Consider the following 17,357-nt stretch of genomic DNA (forward strand, 5'->3'; position numbering starts at 1 on the left):
CGTTACTTGTTTAAAAGTTAGACATATTGCCAAAATCGGGGAATTCTTCGTCCTCGTCATCCTCCGGTATTTCTGCTTCCTGTATCCCTGCCTCTTCCGCATCTTCTTCCTGTACGGGAAGGTTAGACGGTACTGTTGGCTGTGTAACAGGAGAAATATTGTTACCAAATCGGGGGAGCCAATAGTCCTGCTCCCATTGTTGGTATACCGGGCTTCCCCCTGGCGATGGAGTAGCGTAATCAGGAACAACAGGTGTTTCTGTAAAGCTGTTGTTATACTGTTCCTGCAAATAAGCGGCGGCTATATCCGTCCTTTCCTTTTCCGTGAATGATTTGGGTGCCTCGCCCAACAATCCGGGCTTGCGGTCGTATTGCGGATGCCCGGCTTTAAACTGCGGATCGGACAGCGCTTCCCGTGTGTACCGGTCTATTTCTCCTTTGGACATTTCAAAGACCCTTACATTTGTTCCCAGCTGGTTATCCCTGACTGCCTCCTTATCATCCGGATTGGCTTCGATCACCATCCGGTAGTTCGTGTTCTTACCGCTGGCGGACGAAGAAGCCTTTTTCACATAAGCCGACGTCCTGTTGCGTGAATCGGCAACCCTTGACCAGCCCTGCGCCTCCAGTACCTTACGGTGGCGGTCGAGGTTTTCGTTATTCTGTTTCCTCAATTCTAAATCTTTATCTTTGTTTTGCTGTTCCTGCGCCAGCTTATCATAGGCAAAGCCTTGCTTTTCTTTAAATTGTTCACTTGCCTGATCCAGTTTTTGTTTTGCCGCCAGAACGCCTGAAAGACCCTTCCTTCCGGTATTGTAATCATCCAGTGCATTCCGGAAATCCTTTAACCGGGCATTGAATAAACCGTCATTATACCGTGTCGACTGCTGTATATAGCGGTTCTCCAGCTCTTTGGCCCTACCTGTGACCTGTGACAGGGCAGATTGGTTGTAGTCCCTCTTTTCCACATGGGCTCCCTTACCATACGTGTACATTTGCGATAACAATCCTATTCCGTCAGCAATGGAAGCTATAAGTTGTGCGTTCCTGACCTTCTTTTCATCCGGTGCGGCTGGTTTAGGCATAACCGATTCGTAGTAACGCTGCAATACATTCTCCCCGCCATTTGGATCGAAAGGGGCCGTAAAACGGCTTATATCTTCGGGAGGGTAATATTTAAGCAGGTGTTCGTACTCGCCGTCATTCAGTCCCTGCGGCTTGTCCGGGTATTTAACAACCGCCGGGTTGCTGCCGATTGCTGTTAAATTGCTTTGTTTAACTGCCGCAATACCCTCATTTTGTTGCCCGGTTGCTTGCAAATTAATGGCATTTTGTGGGGTGGTTGCTTGCATATTGTCAGCTTCCTGCGTTAACCGGTGACTGTTGACTGCCTGCATCCCCTGTTCATCCAAATTGTTTTCTGCAACGGGCAGAAAGGAGTCCGCTCCCTTCTTTTTATCCTTACCCAGTATGTCGTCCAGTATCATGTTTTTTAATGTGCTAATATGTAAATATGCCGGTTCAATGTGATGGTTTAATGTGCCGATGTGCCAATATTTTTAGCTGTTAGCCATTAGCTGATAGCTTGTTAGCTTTTGCCGCTTCGCGCCATTGCCTCGCCTTCGCTTCGGTGATTGTTAATTGGCATATTTCCAAATCAGCACATTGAATTCATTCGCTAATTTGCTAATTCAATTGGCACACCGGCACATTAAACCATCGGCACATTCATTTCCCCCACATGCTTAGCAGGCTTCCTACTGAATTTCCCATCATATTCAGGCCGTTGCCTTGCAGGTTCTCCCCCGACTGGGCCTTTCCCTCCATCATGCTCATGCGTTGCCCCGCAATATTCGCCTTACGCGCCATATAACGGTCGGTTACCCGGTCTTTCCACTGCTGGCCCATTGCCCCAATGTTTGAATAAGTATCGGATATCACCTTATTGGCCTGCTCTTTGGCTACCGCCTGCTGTTCGGGAGTAGCTCCCGTGACAACGGCTGTATTGGCTGCTATCCTGTTCTGCCTGCCCAGGTTGTCCCTTAACTGCTTCATCAGGTTTTGGGTATCGGTACGCTGTGTATAATCGGATAAAGCATTCGCATTGTAAAATGCCTTATTCTCCGTATCCTGCCCGTTCAGGTAATCCTCCATCAGCTTACGCTGTTTGGCTGCCTTATTTCCTCCAAGCAGCGAAGCCCCCAGGCCGATAGCCCCGCCTATTACAGCGCCCCAGGGTCCGAAAGCCGCTCCCGCTGCCGCCCCTTTTCCTGCGCCACTTGCCGCCCCGCCTATATCTACTGCCATATATCCTGTTATCTGTAAGATTAATAAATCCTGAAAGCCCGTATTGGACTGTCAGGCCGCAAATAAAAGGTTTCCGGCTGTTTTTAGTTGCACCCGGTGCAAAAAGAAGTGTAGATGTAAATAAGTATCCGCTACGGGGGGATGGGAGCGGATACGGGCAGGCTATTTTTGTTATTTCTGTATTTAACAAAAATGATATGGCCGGAGTAAAAGGAAAAAGCGGTTTGAAGAAGGGTTTTACCAATAATCCCAACGGGCGTCCCAAGGGGAGCGCCAACCTGTTGACCAAAGAATTAAGGGATACGTTGATCGACAGGCTCACAAAAGAGGATATTATCAACAGGATCATGGATGATATCCTGGCCCTGGAAGACCCGGCCGACAGGCTCAGCCACCTGAAGAACCTGTATCCCTATATCTTCCCGCGTCCGTTGGCCGACGAGGAGAAAAACGCCCTGAATACCCAATCGGTACTGTTCAGGCGTTTATCGCAGCCGGATGAAGAATAAACCTGTGCCACAGGCTAAAAAGGCAGGTCTCCGGCTGCTGTGGTATCCGCAATAAATGCCCGCTCCAAATCTTCTACAGGCTGTGGAAAGTCGATGGACGGCTGGCTTTCGTATAAGGTATCCAGGTAATCCGTATCATCGTCCTTTCCCTTTTTTCCGTTGACATACGGGACATACCTGCCGTTGGCATAGTTGTAGCTGAAGTAAGCCGCCCCGCATTTACCCAGGTGCTTGAACTTGACCTTATGCACATCCACGCGGACATGGCCTTCTCTGTAATCCCGGTAGACCGTAAACCCGAAGTCGGCCTTGTTGTAGAAGTTGGCCGAGCCGTTCACATCGTAAAGGTTGGGAGCTACGGGAACGCCGCCTTTCATTTCCATCTTGCGGGGATGGGCTACCAGGAAGACCAGCACGTCTTTCTGGCGGGCAAATGTTACCAGCTTGCTAAGCAAAGCAGAGATATAGTTCGTTTCATTCATGCCGGGTGGTATCTGGTGTTCTATCGCATTGTAGGGGTCGATAACAAGCCCCCTGATGCCTTTCTTCCTGACCAGGCAGGAAGCCTTCTCCAGGATATTGTCAATACCGAAGTCCTCTTCCGGGTAAATGAACGAGAAGTTATCCCCGGTATGGGCGCAGGCCCTTTCATATGCGCCGGGGAGTAAAGCCTCCCTGTCGAAGCGTTTGCCCGTGAATTTGGATACCAGCTTGGCGGCCAGGTAGGGCAGCGGATGGTTCTCCGGCGAGAAATACGCGAACTTCAGGCCGTAGTTCAGGTTCAGCCGGACGGCTATCTCATCGACGAACTCGCTCTTCCCGTGCGAGGGTATCCCGGTAACCACACACAGGCGCCCCGTCTCAAAGCTCAGCAGCCTGTCGAAGTCGCCGTGTCCCGTGGTCATTCCCGGATGCAGCCCCTTCCTGTAAAGCAGGTCGGCCTGCTGACGGATATCCGAAAGGGAAAATATCCCTTCTATTTTAATCTCCGCTGCATTGGCGACGGTTATGCGGAGCGATTCCGGGCCATACTTCACCAGGTGTTCGTTCGCGTCCTTGCATCCCGGCCCGTAGGTTACGATCCTGCATCTTTCAGGCCCGAACCGCCGAACCAGCTCATCCCGGAGTATTATCCCTTTCCTGTCGGTATCCACGGCGATATAGACCGTTTGCTTATCGTCGAAATACTCCTCGATGTAATTATCCAGGTAAGCCGTGCCGTTCGCGCCGTTGGGTACCGAGACAACCGGGTCGAACCCGCATTCGGCGAATGACATGCAGTCCAGCTCCCCCTCCGTAATGATCACCTCGTCCCGCCCTATTGTAGAATCCAGGTTGTACAGGATCAGCTCGCATCCGGCTTCGATAGCCCAGGCCTTATCCCCTGTCCGGTACTTTACGTTGACCACTTCCCCATTCAGGAAGTAGGGGAATTGCAGCGTATTGCATTTTTTGCCTTTGGCCGGGATATAATGCGGGCCTTCCGACAGACGGAACTTCTTTACGGTAGCCTGCGACAGCTTCCTTTCGTCTTCAAGGTAACGCACCAGCCTGTCCGACAGCTGCGTGTTGTTGTGCCATGCTGGCTTGCGGCAGGGCTTTTTCTCCATGCCCGTGTTGTTGTAATAATCCTTCTTCCCGTTGATGCTGCCGCAGAAACCGCAGTAATGGCACTTGTACAGCCCATCGTCCAGGTTGACAGAAAGTGATTTGTCCTGCTTGTGCCGCCTTGACCCCTCCCGGCATTCCGGGCAAAGCGTTTTTACCTTGCCGGAGGTACGCCCGGAAGGTATTTCTATTCCTATATCTGACCAGTTGACCATAACACTCACATAAAACGGGGTTGGGACGGGTCATCCGACATCATATCGCTTTTGTTGATATACAGTTCTATCTTATCGCTCCTCGTGAAAAATTCGGGCGTAAGGTAGGTGAAGCCCGTATTCTTATGATAGTCCGTTGCCATTGCATTCCTGAGCGCCTTCAACATATCCTCAACCGTAAAACCCTCCCTGATCCTTGCATTAAACTGCCTTTCCACTTTGACCGTAGGCTTATACCCCGAATGTTTTACATCGTTAAACGAATTGATAAAATCAACATATATATCTTTATATATATTATTTTCCTTATCCTTATCTACATCCTTATCCTTATTAGGGGTTGTTTTGGGGTTGTTCCGTTTGTTTTTGTTATTGTTATCATCTGGAAATGAATGATTTGCAGTATAGGCAATATTTTCATTTTCAAAACAACCCGGGGGGTAGGTTGTTTCAAGGTTGTTTTTTAAGTTGTTTTGGTTGTTTCCTTTCAGATGATCCACAGCATCCGGATGGTATTCCGTTCCGGTTGTTCCGGCCTTGTTTTGGGCTTGTTTTTTCGAAGCGTTTTTATTTCCGGCAGGAGCGCCTCCTTTTTTCCCGTATCCTCCCCCTTTCTTTCCATTCTTCCAGCGTTTAGTATTGGCCTCAAGGACAGGACGGATCAGCTTGAACATAGCTGCGGGAGTACCCTGTATTTCCGGCTCGGTTTCGTCCAGTGAATAGACTGTTATCGCTTTGTACAGTATCAGTTGTTCCGCATCAGGAAGGCAGTCAATAGCCTCGAAGAAGCTGCGGTAAAAGACGAAACTGTCCCTCTTATCCTCATGCATTCCGGCCTCCTTTCTCCGAACTGAATGCTAACAGTTCGATATATTCAAGATTCTTGTCCGTAAATAATTCACCCGTCAGCGTTTTCATGTATTCAATACCCGTTATTCCGATAATTTCATTCCTGACGGCTATCACAAAGCCGCAGTCCAGCGGTTTTCCGCCGAAGCTGCAACTGACGGGACGTTTGGTTATCCGGCGGTTTTGTATCCGGCTGTAAGGGATACCCCATCTTTCATAAATGTCCGCAGACAGTTGTACAATTATTTTCTTTACCATTTTTTTCGTTTTATGATTAATTATTCCTGTTTCCCGGATGCCTGCAGTTGCCTGATAACGGTATGCAATAACTCATTCTCATTCCTCAGCGCCCTTATTACCTCGTCTTTCGATTCCAGTTGTCCGGCGACAAGCGATCTGACGTCTATGTTAAAGTTGTTTACCGTCATGTTGATGCTGCAATTGTCACCCGTCTGGATTGCATCCGCCTGTATGATCATTTCGGTATCCTTACCGCCTTTTGACAATGTTCCGCCCATAGCCGCTTTATTTGCTATACACCAGGTAAGTATAATAATCCGGCTTGTCCTTCCCGCTGTTATAGCCGGACAGGATTTTTATACAGGCCTCTTTCACTCCGCAAAGGGACAATATCTTTTCTTCCGGCAGTTCCGGCCGGCTGATAACGGCCATATCCGGCATTTTGAAAAAGCCGTGAACCATCTCCCCCTTTGTCTCCTGATCGCTTGTAACGTATATCACTTTTGTTTCCATTTGCCCCTCATCCGTTTATCCCGTTTTCCTTCATAACGTTGGCAACCTCACGGCTGACGGCTTCCTTCAGGAACACCCGTTTCTTACTGGGCAGGATAAGCGTATCACCCGGACGGTTAAACTTCTTTCCCTCGCGGATATGCTGCTGGAGCGTCGAACGGGCGATACACAGGCACATCAGGCATTCTTTGTATGACATGTAGTTGTCTTTTAAGTAGTTGTAATCTTTTTCCGTTAAAGCCATAATGTATATATTTATAAGGTTATTATTTGGATACTTAAACTCCTGTCGCTACTTTTGCGGTGAGTGAGGCCGTTAAGGTTTATGACGGTTGTTTTATATCCGTTTATTTGCTTTTATGATGCAAATATATTCCAATAATGGATTTTATTTGGATTAAAAGCATTATATTTGTTCTATCATTAGAATAAATTAACTTTTTACAGATGAAAGACTTTAAGATGCGGTTAATGGACGCGATGGAATTGAGGCGCATAACCAGGTACAGGCTGGCCAAGGACTGCAACCTGTCCCCTACGACCATCACAAACTGGCTGACGGGAAAAACCCTCCCTGACAAAACAAAGATTCAGGCGGTTAGCGAATATATGGATGTCGATCCGGTATGGCTGCTGACAGGCGAGGGGAATATGATTGCCGTAGCTTCCGGTACGGATAAAGATGATAAATGTACCTGTAAACGGGAAACCCGCCCCCGTGTCCCGCTGAATGCCGCGGCAGGGGCTTTGACCTGTGCGATGGACGGGGTCAGGATAGGTGATTGCGAACAGATTCCTGTAATAAGCACATTCCCGGAATATGACTTTACCATGCTCATAAAAGGGGACAGCATGTATCCCCGGTATGAGAGCGGCGATGAGATAGCTTGCCGGAAGATTAACGGCTCGCAGTTTATACAGTGGGGAAAAGTCCATGTGCTGGATACTTCGCAGGGCCTTGTCATCAAAAGGATATACGATGCGGGGGAATGCATCAGGTGTAACTCGTTTAATCCCGGTTACCCGGACTTTAATATACCGAAAAATGAAATTTATTCCATTTCTTTGGTTGTGGGGTTATTGAGGCTGTAAGGGAATTGGTATTGTATTGGGTTAGGCAGGAAGGGTTTCCCGCAAATCCTGCATCAAAACCCTTCATATTCTAAAAATTAAAATCTATTGCCGCTGAAAGGCCTATCCGGTTTATTTCTGCGGGAATCTGGTATAACGCCATTTTTTATATTCATCGTGTATAGGACGGCTATCTATAAAAACAAGGGAATCATTGCTTAAATTTTCAATGTACATACTGTATGTCGATCTGTTATCTGTTGATATGTCTACACTTCCGTCTTTATTTAGATAATAAGTTTCCGATGTAACAGATAGTTCCCGGTCGGACACGAAATATATATTATCCATCTTTACAGAGAATTTTTCATTATATATTTCTGTATCCGTGTACGTTATATATAATGAAGTTCCCGTTTTATCAGCATTGAATGTATAGATGACTTTTTCAACCGGAAATTCGTCCGTTTCTTCAATTACCGGATACCATACACCGAGAATATTGTTATTAAAATCAACCTCGTCCTTTGAACATGAAGATAAAACAAAGAATGCGGACAGAATAAGAAGTCTGATAATGTATTTCATTTTTTAATTTTTTAACTCCGTAAATATATGAATAAATCAAAAGTCTGTAACATAGATTGTGAAATTTAGAATAATTATAAACTATTCTAAATTTCAGCAACCGTCAGGTTAGAATGTCCTTTATTCAGCAGTATCCCACGTAATATACATATCAGGTGTAACCGTTGTCATCTTTTTACCTTTATCTTTCATTTCATAGTATTTCCGCATTCGCTTGCTAATCCCGCCTTCTGTTTCCGTATCGTCCTCATCCGTATCCTCCTGCTCACTGCCCGTAATTAAATACTCCCCGCTTTTCTTTTCCATGAAATCCAGAAACTTCCTTTTTTCTTTTTCATATTTCTTATCTGACTTATCCAGCGGTACAAGCGCTACCCGGCCTGACATGATACCCATTTTTATTTTTAAATCCAATGCGTATATCCGGCCTTCCTCCAGATTTGCATCTACATAGAATGTATTTTCCCCTTTCGCTATAAACACATGCTCTCCCGCATTACATTCATATGCAAAATATTTTTTCGCCGCGAGGTTGCCCAAAAATAAATCGCCATCGTAAATGCCGAATCTCACTAACAATGCGGCTGTTTCACGTCTGGCGATATACACGATACATTTACCTTTCCCCGGTATGGAAGGTATTTCATTGGTTTGATCCGGCTCCTGGGCGGAAATGCCCATAGAAGAGAAGACCAGTAAAAAAAGCAGTAAATTCTTCATTTTGTTCTAAAGCTTATAAATCCTGTTAATATTAAATTCGAAACGCTTAATTTTTCATCAAGTCCATCTATTTTTACCATACCTGAAGTTATTGCCACTTTCAATCCTGCACCTGTATTCCTGTTGATACGGCGTTCTCCTGCTATGCTGCAATAAATTCCGGCTGTCGCCTTATTGAGTTCCATCCGTCTTCCTGCCACTTCCCCTGTATTGGTATAGAGTATAGGGCCTAATCCATAATTTGTATAAAAGCCCCATTCGTCATTTTCATATCGGAATACACAGGAAGCCCCTATATAGACCAGTTGGTTGGATTCTTTATAATTGGTTACTTCTCCTACGTTCGGGATATTTAATACCCCATGCTCACTATTGCTTTGTTTGATATAATTCCCGTTAAGGCCGATGCCTATATAATCATGAAAGAAATACTGGGCTTCAACGTCGATATTATATCCGCTTCTGAGGCCGGATGAGAAATCATCGAGTTTTTTATTTCCGGTTTTCATGAGCTTTCCCAGCCAGTAAGAATAACCGCCGCCTACTGTAAACCTGAAATTTTTAAGGGTTTCATTTTCGGGAGTGTCTTTCGGATCGATTTTCCGGGTAATAAGCTTTCCCTGATTCTGAGCCTGTGTAGTTTCCAAAGGAAGCATCAGAAACAGCAGGATAATAATTAAATACGCTTGATTCATAATGTTTAAAAACTATTTAAATTGATAACTTTTTATTCAATATCTTATTTTATTACAAACATCATAAAATCCCGCTTCAAAATGAAGCGGGATTTACTCTATTTAATTTAAAGATTAATATCTTTTTCTTTAGCCCATTTTACAGTATATTCCAATTCATTATAAATGAATACACAAGCATCATTTTCATTATTGAACATAAAAATAAGCTTTCTCAAAATCCAATTTTTGTAAACAATATTTATATAGAAAATTACACATTGTATCTTCATGTATAAAGGTTTTTATTAGCATTTCTTTATTATTCGAATATGATAAATATTTTATATAAAGATTCCATTTCTGGTTCTCATTGCGTAAGACTATTGATTCTTGAAAGAAAAAAATTTCTAAATAAGTTAATTCACTCTTAAAACGTAATTTTAATTTGTTTAAATCTTGTTCTAAGTCTTTAATAGTTTTTCCTTTCCAAGGAGAGTTAGCATCAAGTTCTGATGCTAACTCTTTTCTTCTTTCGTCACAATCTTTAACTAGTAATTCATATAAAAAATTACAAGCCTGTTCTTCTTCGTCAAATAGACCTAGTTGTTTTCGACTTCCTCTTTCATCCATATAGAAAATCTCCCATTTATTATAATTTTGATATAAAATTATACTATCCGATTTCAATTCTCCATATAATGAATAATGTAAATCATCAATTCCTAATTCTTCTATTTTTTTTTCTAACTCTTTTACACGCATTATTTTACGTCTATAATTTAACTCATTTTATGTACCCAATTCCTTTTAACTCTTTTATTGTAAATGGCAACTTATATTGAATTCCTCCTCCTGGTTGTCCAAACGCTGGTGCAATTGTTGACTTCATAACTGGTATTGGTTTCAATATTTCATATGTATTATAAGTTCCACTATTATTAGGTGGTAGAGCCCTCATTGGTATAGGGGTACCTGGTCTACTTACAAATGTTCCATATTCTGAACCAAATCGATCCACAATATCTCCTACATTTAAGTAGTCATATTTCCAACCGGCACTAGTAGCCCCATTGTTAGAAGGATAATATGGAACTATAGCATCAGTTGTCTGTCCTGCAATCCTACTATCCAGAAAATTACCGACGTTCTTATTTCCAACCCTTTCCATCAGAGCAGCATCCATATCATCCGCTGCTGCCATTGGAGCTTTCAGATTTTCATTTATCGCCGATACCTGCGCATTGTATAGCAGTGAGCTCTCGTTTATGCTGCCGTCAAGAAAATTACCGCCCTGCGCACTGGCAGCCAGTCCCTGTGTAAGCCCGGAACCTAAAACAGATAATCCGGCACCTAGCATGTATTCTTCCGGGGTAGGCATCGGGTCTCCAAGCATGTAATGGTTACCGGCATATAGTACCGGAGAGGAAGCCATATAGCTGAATAACCCTGCGCCTGCTCCGGCAAGGAATCCTCCGCCTCCCACAGCTCCCAGGCTGGTAAGCCCTGCACCTGCAACGCCCATCGCACCGAGTCCCACGCCAAAGGTGGCAGCGCCTATCGCTCCGGCAGCCGCCCCGATACCGAAGGCTTTCAATCCTTCCATATCCATTCTGAAGCCATGTGCGCCCCAGTTTATCACCCCTCCGACTAACGCACCGATGGCGATATGTATCCATTCCCCGTCAGGGTCGTTAAACCTCAGCGGATTATTCCAGCAGTATGCATACCTGTTAAAATTCTGGCTGAACAACGGCGATTGCACATAAGGGTCGGGAGACAGGAAGCGTCCCAGTACCGGATCGTACATCCGCCCGTTCATGTTTATCAGTCCGAACTCCGCCAGGTGCTCATGCCCCGTATATCCCCTGTGGAATGCGAAGCTGTTGTTAGCTATTACCTGCCGTCCCCAGGCATCATAAGAGGCCTTAAAAACTTCGGTTCCGTTGGCGTCCACCAGCTTGATGATACTGCCCAAGTGGTCGGTGCAAACATAATATATCTTATCCGCCTGTCCCGCCTGCTTCACATAGACAGCCGCCAGTCCGTCGCCTCCGGAAATATAATACAGTTGCTTCGTCGTTCCACCTGCGGTTACGCGCTCGTAATCCCCTGCAAATATAATTGTTTTCTGCAAGGAATTATTCTTTTTGAGTTCCGTTTTCCAGCGTTGCATATCAGGGCCGTAGGCAATATCCAGCCTGTATGCGTCATTGCCTATCGAATCGGTCAGTGCATAGGCCTTATTAAAGCCGTTATAGGCTACCGTTTGCAGCTTGTTCGATACCAGCTTATTATAGGTTGTTACAATCGGATTAACCGGGTCTTGTACCGGCTCGCCCGTATTGTCTATATAACGTATGGCATGCGGTTGGGCCGTATGATAGGTATAATTACCCAGGCCTGTCTTGGAGGTAATATTGCCGTTCGCGGCATAGCCGACACTCATAGTGGTAGCGCTTCCCAGTTTTACGGTGGTCAGCCTGTCCATATTGTCATAGGTGAACGATTCGGCTTGCGGAAGCATCCCTGTGCGTGATGTCAGGTTACCTGTCACCCCGTTGAACACATAGTCCATATTGTGCAACACAGTCGAGCCTTTGACCGTTTTCATATTCGTCAGCAATCCCTGCGCATTTCGGGTCCGGGTAGCCGTCAGCGTACCGCCGAGTTGTGCGGTTGTTACCAGGCCTGTTTCCCCCGTCCGTTCCCAGATGGTTTGCGTACCCGCCAATACTTTCGATAAATTGCCGTAGGCATCGTATTGCCTGTTTAGCTGCAAGCTGCCCGGATAGGTCACGAAGCTTAGTTGCCCCTGCGCATTGTAGCTATACCCGAACTCCAGCAAACCGGATTCGCCCGCCACCTGCCTTTTTTCTGTCAGCGTGCGCCCGTAACGGTCGTAAGTATAGGCGGAGTAATTGCTTCCTGTCTGTACCTTGGTCAGGCGCAGCAGTTCATTGCCCGATGTACCGTAGGTATAGCTGGTTGCAACGCCGTCGGTAGTGGTAGCTGACAGCATTCCCAACGCATTATAGGTATTGGTTGTCACCTTACCCCTGCCGTCCATCTGCCGCGTCAGCCTTCCCGCCGCGTCATAGGCAAAGGTGCTTGTTCCTGCGTTGGGGTCTGTCAGCCCGGTCTGGTTTCCGGCATTATCATAGGCCATGGTAAAGGTGGCTCCCCCTGTCGTAACGGCTTGCGGCTTGCCCGATGATTTATAGGTATAGGTTACGGTCGCTGCCGGATCGACGGATGTTTTGATACTTCCCCAGGCGTCATAGGTTTTCGTATATGTCCGCCCGTTGGTAACAGTCGTTTGCGTGCGGTTGCCGTAGCTGTATGTGCTGCTTTGTCCCGCGCTGCTGCTCTGCCCGGCTAGCCTTCCCCTCGCATCGTATGTAAAGTTTTCTGTTAGGGTCAGGCTTCCGGTCTGAACCTGTTTCTGGGATACTTGCCCCTTCATGTTATAGCTTGTCGCCTGCCGGACAGCCATGCCTTTTTCCCCGGTGCTTTCCACCAGCACCTCACGGCCCTTGTTGTCGTACCAAGTCTTTATCCAGGTCTGTCCCGTCCCCTGCGTCAGGACAAAGTAACGCTTCGAGGAATTATTGTTCCATCCCCGTTTTACCGTCGTTTTTTGCCCGTCCGGGTAAACGGTGGAAGTCCGGTTTCCCCAGTTATCATAGGTATGGGTTGTAGTCAAAATGTCGGAAGCGTTCGTTTCGTCCTTTTCGGTCAGTACATTGCCCCACCTGTCATAAGTAAAGGTGTTTACGGCTGAAGCCGGGGATGTATAGGTTTTGACGACAAACCGCTTGGTCGCATCGTAATTATAATAGTTGGTAACCGGCGTAATGCCCGAACCTGTAGCCTTGGATGTCAGCACATTGCCGAAGGTGTCACAGGTATAATCGGTGGTCAATGGCAGGGAAGAGCTCTGGTTTTCAATCACCTGTGTCCGGTAGCCCTTGGTAGCATTGTATGTAATGGCCGTCTTTTGCGTAAAGGCGGAAGCGTCGTCGCTATGCTTCTGTATGGATGTTATTAACTGCGGCTTATAGCTTCCTCCGGCAAGGATATAGTTACCGTACTGTACGGTCTTATACATATTACCGCCGAAGTCCGCCTTTTCCTCGGTCATATAACCATAGGTGGTATTGAACTGATAAGTTGTCGTCACCGTATTTCCGTCAGGGTCTTTCTCCGTTTTGGTGGAAGGGTAGGCGAAGTATTTCTTCGTGCCCTTGTCGACAACCGTTATTGTCCGGTTTGTCTCCGCCGTCTTGCCGTCCATTGTCACCTTTGTATAGGTCTGCGATGGGACATAAAAGGCTGTGTTCCATGCCTTGACGCCCGTTTCGGTCACTATACCCAGCGTACTGCTTGTCGTCTGTGAAGCCATCCCCAGTATGCCTCTTCCCTGTAAGTGGACTTTCAGCCCCTTGTATTGATAAGCGGTCGTCATTGTGCCGGCAGCCCCGTTGCTTGTTACAACCGTTTTGACGGCATGGAGCGGTACGGTATAATCCGCCATGGGATAAGCGCTTCCCGTTTCCCCGGTATAAATGCTGTTATCCGTTAGTGGAGCGTAAACAGGGCTTGTTGTCCCGTTAAGCTGGTCGGTAAAACCGCGTACCTTGCCGCTGGCGGAAGAATAATTAGGGTTCCTGTACAAACGCCAGAGAGGTTCGGTATTTGCGTTGACGCTGCTGTGGCAGTTATAGCCGTAGTTTATCAGTTCCACCTGCCCGTCGCCGTTGAAGTCGCCCGGTATATAACGTGACCAAAGGGCGTCTTCTTCCCTGTTGGAAGTAGCCGAGGCTACCTGCGTAAGCGCACTGCCCGTCGAACGCATCCAGTAGGTGTATGTCTTGTTAAATTCGCCCCAGGTCTTGAACAGGTCGGATTTCCTCGTATACATGGCTTTGGTGATAACCACGTCCGATTTGCCGTCGAAGTCGAAATCATAAACTATACAGTCAAACTTGTCGTCATCCTTGCTTGTAAAATCCTGGTCGTAAATACTCAGCGTGCAGGCCAGCGATTTGGTAAATGTACCGTCGCCGTTGTTCATACCGAAGTACCAGCTGCTGTTACCCGTATCGTTTATTAAGAAATCCATCAGGCCGTCGCCGTTGAAATCCCCGGAACGGATCATCGTCCAATAACCTGCGCCAATGGCGGCGTTTGTTTTTTTATTGCTGTCGGAGAATGTGGATGTGGTGATGCCGTTGCCCTGGTTCCAGAAGATAGCATATCCACCGCTGTAGAATACTATGATGTCATTCAGCCCGTTGCCGTTGAAATCCGAGATGAACAGCTTTTCCGGTGCTGCGGGAAGGCTGACGTTAAAGTCGGTCCGGCTGAAGGTAGTCCCCGTATCATGCCTGAAGATTGATCCGCCATACTGGCCGTTGCTTTGCCCCTTTTTCAGGATAACGGCCTCGCCCTTGCCGTCGTTGTTGATATCGGCTGCGGCATATAAAGGCATGTCGGCGCTTCCCAACGGGCAGATAAGGTATTTTCCCTCTAAAGCCCCGCCGACGAAATGGAGCCGCAGGGCATTGTAACCGTAGAGGAAAGGAATCAGCAGGTCGTTGACGCCATCCCCGTTGAAATCGTTTACCATAGTGGCCCCCCTTTGTTTTGTAAAATCCAGTTCAAAATCCGAGAGCAAGGCATATTCCTGTCCTGTTGTAAACTGTACATTCCCGTTTGTATCCCGTGAAGCCCAGTAAATATATGCATAACAACGGGAGTCCCCTACCGGCCGGCCGGAAGCGCTTTCGGTAACAGGCTGGCTGTCGTGTATTCCTGCTAAATCGGCAAGCCCGTCCCCATTCAGGTCGGCGGAAACAAGTTTCTGGCTGCCGGGGGCTGAACCACGGATTGTTACGGAAGATGCGGTCTGGTAGAAGGTGGGCAGATGCTGCCAGTTCAGTACGAGCGGCTTCATGGCCTCGCCCGCTGCGTTCTTTTCAGTTATGTTTACCAGACGGGAGAATTTCGTGGCCGTACCGTCGTCTGTATCATTATATTGAAGTTCATAGCGACGGTAAGTGATGCCTGCCGTACGGCCCGTAATGGCTTTTAGCCGCCAACTTACCTGTCCCTTGATTCCTTCGATGACAAAAGGGGTTATATCGTTCCGGTATTCATATTCGAACAGGATGGTATTTCCCAGCGTACCGGACTCGTTCTTATTGTCCCCGTAAGAGATCATGTCGGGATAGACGAAGTTGCCGGAATGATAATAGCGGTATGTCATCCTGTTGCCAAGCGGGTCTTCCGCGTAATCCAGGTACCAGGCATGTATCCTTGGCTGGCTGCCCGCGGTATAATCCTGCCGCCCGTTATCCGTGCTGCCGTAGTAATACTTTATACCGTCGGAGGACTGCACCTCGAACCACGAATTGGCTGTCGCCGTGTTGTATGTCCCGTGGACAATTACTTTGGTGAAGGGGTCGGATTCCGGGTAATAAACGGCTCCCTCCTGGCCTGCCGTACCCGATGCGTAAACCAGCCGCTGGCCGTCCAGCAGGTAGGCCTCATCCGCCTGGTTTGTTATTCCTTTAGCCGTGCCGTCATGGTAGATATCCTTCGGTGCACGCGTGATAGCCGACAGGCCGGAAAGGTTGCATCCCCAGCCCGCTATGCCGTTGCCCGCCTGGCTGTTGTAGGTAATGGACAGGGTGGGTTGCAAGCCGTTTACGCCTTGAGGAATGTTAATCGGGATGGAATAGACTGCCCCGCCCATAGGTGACACGCTGAATGTTCCACCGGGGGAAGCAACCACTTCCTTGTCGGAGCTGTAAGCGTCAGGGATATCCGGGTAGCCGAACTCATCGGAGGCATAGCCGGTAATATTGGTTGTGATATTCCCGCTTTGGCTAAAGCCCTCCGATACCACGTAATAGGTTCCGGCATCCAGCGGCCTTTGTATAAAGGAATGCAGCGAAGAGGAGCACGCGCCGTCCCCCGAATAGTCGTCATCCAGGGTGATCTGGTTGCCCGATGCATCCAGCAGGTACATATAGGTATCACTGAGGGCTGAGCCGCAATGCGTCATGGTGACCAGCATTTTTCTGCCCAGCGTGAACCTGTAATAGACATCACTGGCAGCGCGTGCTGTATGCCGGTTGGTAAAGTTAGCCGTATTCTTTGTATCGGAATACTGGAAATCATTGCTGAATGTACCTGCTATGATTGGGTTCTGGAAGCTGTCGCCCTGTATGTTGGCGACCGTTGCGGAAACCTGCGTGGTGATATCCCCGTTCTGGCTGTAACCCTCCGAAACAACATAATAGGTTCCCGGGGCCAGGTTTGTCATTTTCAGATAGGACTGCGTGGAGCTTGGACATTGCCCCTCCCCGCTGTAATCGTCATTAGAATCGACAATTCCTCCCGAAGCGTTCAGCAGGTGGACATATGTGTCCCTGACTGCCGAGCCGCAGTGCGAGATAACCACATCCATTGTCACGGTAGTTGTAAACCTGTAAAACACATCGTTGGTGGAGCGACCAGTGTAACCATTGGTACAACTGGTAGTGTTCTGTGTATGGGAATAGGTAAATGAGCCGCTTTTTGTGCCCATGTCGTATTCCACCCTGTTAGCACCGCCCATGATCTGGGTTGTGATGTTCCCGTTCTGGCTGTAGCCTTCCGAGACAACGTAATAGGTTCCTGCCGCCAGGTTGGTCATCTTCAGGTAGGACTGGTAGGTCGAGGAACATTTGCCGTCCCCGCTATAATCGTCATTGTAGGCAATCCTTGTGCCCGAAGCATTCAACAGGTGCACATAGGTATCATTGACTTCCGAGCCGCAATGGGAAATTGTTATATCCATTGCGGAAGTTAGCGTGAACTTGTAATATACATCGTTGGAGGACTGGCCCGTGTAATTATTGGTATAACCGGTTGTATTCCGGGTATCCGTATAGCTGAACAGGCCGCTTTTTGTGCCCAGGTCTATCGCTGTGGACTGTGTATTGCCTGTCTGTGCATTTATAACAGCCAGGTGAAGCAGTACTGATAGTATGATGAGTAAAATCCTTTTCATAT

15 protein-coding genes are annotated in these 17,357 nt (G+C 47.3%); 2 read left to right on the forward strand and 13 right to left on the reverse strand.

Translation table 11 applies throughout. The features are described from left to right. Nucleotides 1–10: 10 nt before the first annotated feature. Nucleotides 11–1,486, reverse strand: coding sequence for a hypothetical protein (locus IR083_RS19865; protein WP_194225611.1), 1,476 nt, complete (start codon nt 1,484–1,486; stop codon nt 11–13). 241 nt (nt 1,487–1,727) lie between these two features. Continuing rightward, the gene (locus IR083_RS19870) at nt 1,728–2,306 is read right to left on the reverse strand and encodes a hypothetical protein (protein ID WP_194225612.1); all 579 of its coding nucleotides are present in this window, start codon (nt 2,304–2,306) and stop codon (nt 1,728–1,730) included. A 197-nt stretch (nt 2,307–2,503) separates the two neighbouring features. On the opposite strand from IR083_RS19870, the gene IR083_RS19875 reads away from it, so the two are divergent. Continuing rightward, nucleotides 2,504–2,815, forward strand: coding sequence for a hypothetical protein (locus tag IR083_RS19875; protein ID WP_194225613.1), 312 nt, complete (start codon nt 2,504–2,506; stop codon nt 2,813–2,815). A 14-nt stretch (nt 2,816–2,829) separates the two neighbouring features. Here the strand turns inward: IR083_RS19875 and IR083_RS19880 are convergent, their stop codons facing one another. The 6 genes from IR083_RS19880 to IR083_RS19905 are packed head-to-tail and all read right to left on the reverse strand — an operon-like array spanning nt 2,830 to nt 6,484. Continuing rightward, entirely contained in the window at nt 2,830–4,638 is a 1,809-nt protein-coding gene (locus IR083_RS19880; RefSeq protein WP_194225614.1) for a bifunctional DNA primase/helicase, read from the reverse strand. Between the two features lie 5 nt (nt 4,639–4,643). Continuing rightward, the gene (locus tag IR083_RS19885) at nt 4,644–5,468 is read right to left on the reverse strand and encodes a DUF6291 domain-containing protein (protein ID WP_194225615.1); all 825 of its coding nucleotides are present in this window, start codon (nt 5,466–5,468) and stop codon (nt 4,644–4,646) included. After that, a complete protein-coding gene (locus IR083_RS19890; protein WP_194225616.1) occupies nt 5,461–5,745 on the reverse strand; it encodes a hypothetical protein in 285 nt (94 codons plus the stop codon). The genes IR083_RS19885 and IR083_RS19890 overlap by 8 nt, the downstream gene beginning before the upstream one ends. Nucleotides 5,746–5,765: 20 nt before the next feature. Next, entirely contained in the window at nt 5,766–6,005 is a 240-nt protein-coding gene (locus IR083_RS19895; RefSeq protein ID WP_194225617.1) for a hypothetical protein, read from the reverse strand. A 7-nt stretch (nt 6,006–6,012) separates the two neighbouring features. Continuing rightward, nucleotides 6,013–6,240: a hypothetical protein gene (locus IR083_RS19900; protein ID WP_194225618.1), complete on the reverse strand. Its 228-nt coding sequence runs from the start codon at nt 6,238–6,240 to the stop codon at nt 6,013–6,015. A gap of 7 nt (nt 6,241–6,247) precedes the next feature. Beyond that, nucleotides 6,248–6,484 (reverse strand): hypothetical protein, encoded by a 237-nt coding sequence (locus tag IR083_RS19905; protein WP_194225619.1) that lies wholly within the window; start codon nt 6,482–6,484, stop codon nt 6,248–6,250. Nucleotides 6,485–6,687: 203 nt separating this feature from the next. Between IR083_RS19905 and IR083_RS19910 the strand changes: the two genes are divergently transcribed. Then, a complete protein-coding gene (locus IR083_RS19910) occupies nt 6,688–7,332 on the forward strand; it encodes an XRE family transcriptional regulator (protein ID WP_194225620.1) in 645 nt (214 codons plus the stop codon). 111 nt (nt 7,333–7,443) lie between these two features. On the opposite strand, the gene IR083_RS19915 is transcribed toward IR083_RS19910, so the two are convergent. From IR083_RS19915 to IR083_RS19935, 5 genes are all read right to left on the reverse strand, one after another. Beyond that, a complete protein-coding gene (locus IR083_RS19915; RefSeq protein ID WP_194225621.1) occupies nt 7,444–7,899 on the reverse strand; it encodes a hypothetical protein in 456 nt (151 codons plus the stop codon). Nucleotides 7,900–8,019: 120 nt separating this feature from the next. Continuing rightward, nucleotides 8,020–8,619 carry a hypothetical protein gene (locus IR083_RS19920; RefSeq protein ID WP_194225622.1) on the reverse strand — a complete coding sequence of 200 codons (600 nt, stop codon included), beginning with the start codon at nt 8,617–8,619 and terminating at the stop codon, nt 8,020–8,022. After that, nucleotides 8,616–9,314, reverse strand: a complete 699-nt coding sequence (locus tag IR083_RS19925; RefSeq protein WP_194225623.1) for a hypothetical protein — start codon at nt 9,312–9,314, stop codon at nt 8,616–8,618. The genes IR083_RS19920 and IR083_RS19925 overlap by 4 nt, the downstream gene beginning before the upstream one ends. A 189-nt stretch (nt 9,315–9,503) precedes the next feature. Then, entirely contained in the window at nt 9,504–10,058 is a 555-nt protein-coding gene (locus IR083_RS19930) for a hypothetical protein (RefSeq protein WP_194225624.1), read from the reverse strand. A 22-nt stretch (nt 10,059–10,080) separates the two neighbouring features. Next, nucleotides 10,081–17,355 carry a glycohydrolase toxin TNT-related protein gene (locus IR083_RS19935; RefSeq protein ID WP_194225625.1) on the reverse strand — a complete coding sequence of 2,425 codons (7,275 nt, stop codon included), beginning with the start codon at nt 17,353–17,355 and terminating at the stop codon, nt 10,081–10,083. Between the last annotated feature and the right edge of the window lie 2 nt (nt 17,356–17,357).

The organism is Dysgonomonas sp. GY75, from assembly GCF_015234155.1.
Lineage (GTDB): Bacteria > Bacteroidota > Bacteroidia > Bacteroidales > Dysgonomonadaceae > Dysgonomonas > Dysgonomonas gadei.

Excerpts from the sequence above, each read along its gene's own strand:
- IR083_RS19925 (WP_194225623.1), bottom strand. The coding sequence starts at position 9,314 with ATGAATCAAGCGTATTTAATTATTATCCTGCTGTTTCTGATGCTTCCT.
- IR083_RS19900 (WP_194225618.1), bottom strand. The coding sequence starts at position 6,240 with ATGGAAACAAAAGTGATATACGTTACAAGCGATCAGGAGACAAAGGGG.
- IR083_RS19875 (WP_194225613.1), top strand. The coding sequence starts at position 2,504 with ATGGCCGGAGTAAAAGGAAAAAGCGGTTTGAAGAAGGGTTTTACCAAT.
- IR083_RS19870 (WP_194225612.1), bottom strand. The coding sequence starts at position 2,306 with ATGGCAGTAGATATAGGCGGGGCGGCAAGTGGCGCAGGAAAAGGGGCG.
- IR083_RS19915 (WP_194225621.1), bottom strand. The coding sequence starts at position 7,899 with ATGAAATACATTATCAGACTTCTTATTCTGTCCGCATTCTTTGTTTTA.
- IR083_RS19905 (WP_194225619.1), bottom strand. The coding sequence starts at position 6,484 with ATGGCTTTAACGGAAAAAGATTACAACTACTTAAAAGACAACTACATG.
- IR083_RS19920 (WP_194225622.1), bottom strand. The coding sequence starts at position 8,619 with ATGAAGAATTTACTGCTTTTTTTACTGGTCTTCTCTTCTATGGGCATT.
- IR083_RS19895 (WP_194225617.1), bottom strand. The coding sequence starts at position 6,005 with ATGGGCGGAACATTGTCAAAAGGCGGTAAGGATACCGAAATGATCATA.
- IR083_RS19865 (WP_194225611.1), bottom strand. The coding sequence starts at position 1,486 with ATGATACTGGACGACATACTGGGTAAGGATAAAAAGAAGGGAGCGGAC.
- IR083_RS19935 (WP_194225625.1), bottom strand. The coding sequence starts at position 17,355 with ATGAAAAGGATTTTACTCATCATACTATCAGTACTGCTTCACCTGGCT.
- IR083_RS19910 (WP_194225620.1), top strand. The coding sequence starts at position 6,688 with ATGAAAGACTTTAAGATGCGGTTAATGGACGCGATGGAATTGAGGCGC.
- IR083_RS19880 (WP_194225614.1), bottom strand. The coding sequence starts at position 4,638 with ATGGTCAACTGGTCAGATATAGGAATAGAAATACCTTCCGGGCGTACC.
- IR083_RS19890 (WP_194225616.1), bottom strand. The coding sequence starts at position 5,745 with ATGGTAAAGAAAATAATTGTACAACTGTCTGCGGACATTTATGAAAGA.
- IR083_RS19930 (WP_194225624.1), bottom strand. The coding sequence starts at position 10,058 with ATGCGTGTAAAAGAGTTAGAAAAAAAAATAGAAGAATTAGGAATTGAT.
- IR083_RS19885 (WP_194225615.1), bottom strand. The coding sequence starts at position 5,468 with ATGCATGAGGATAAGAGGGACAGTTTCGTCTTTTACCGCAGCTTCTTC.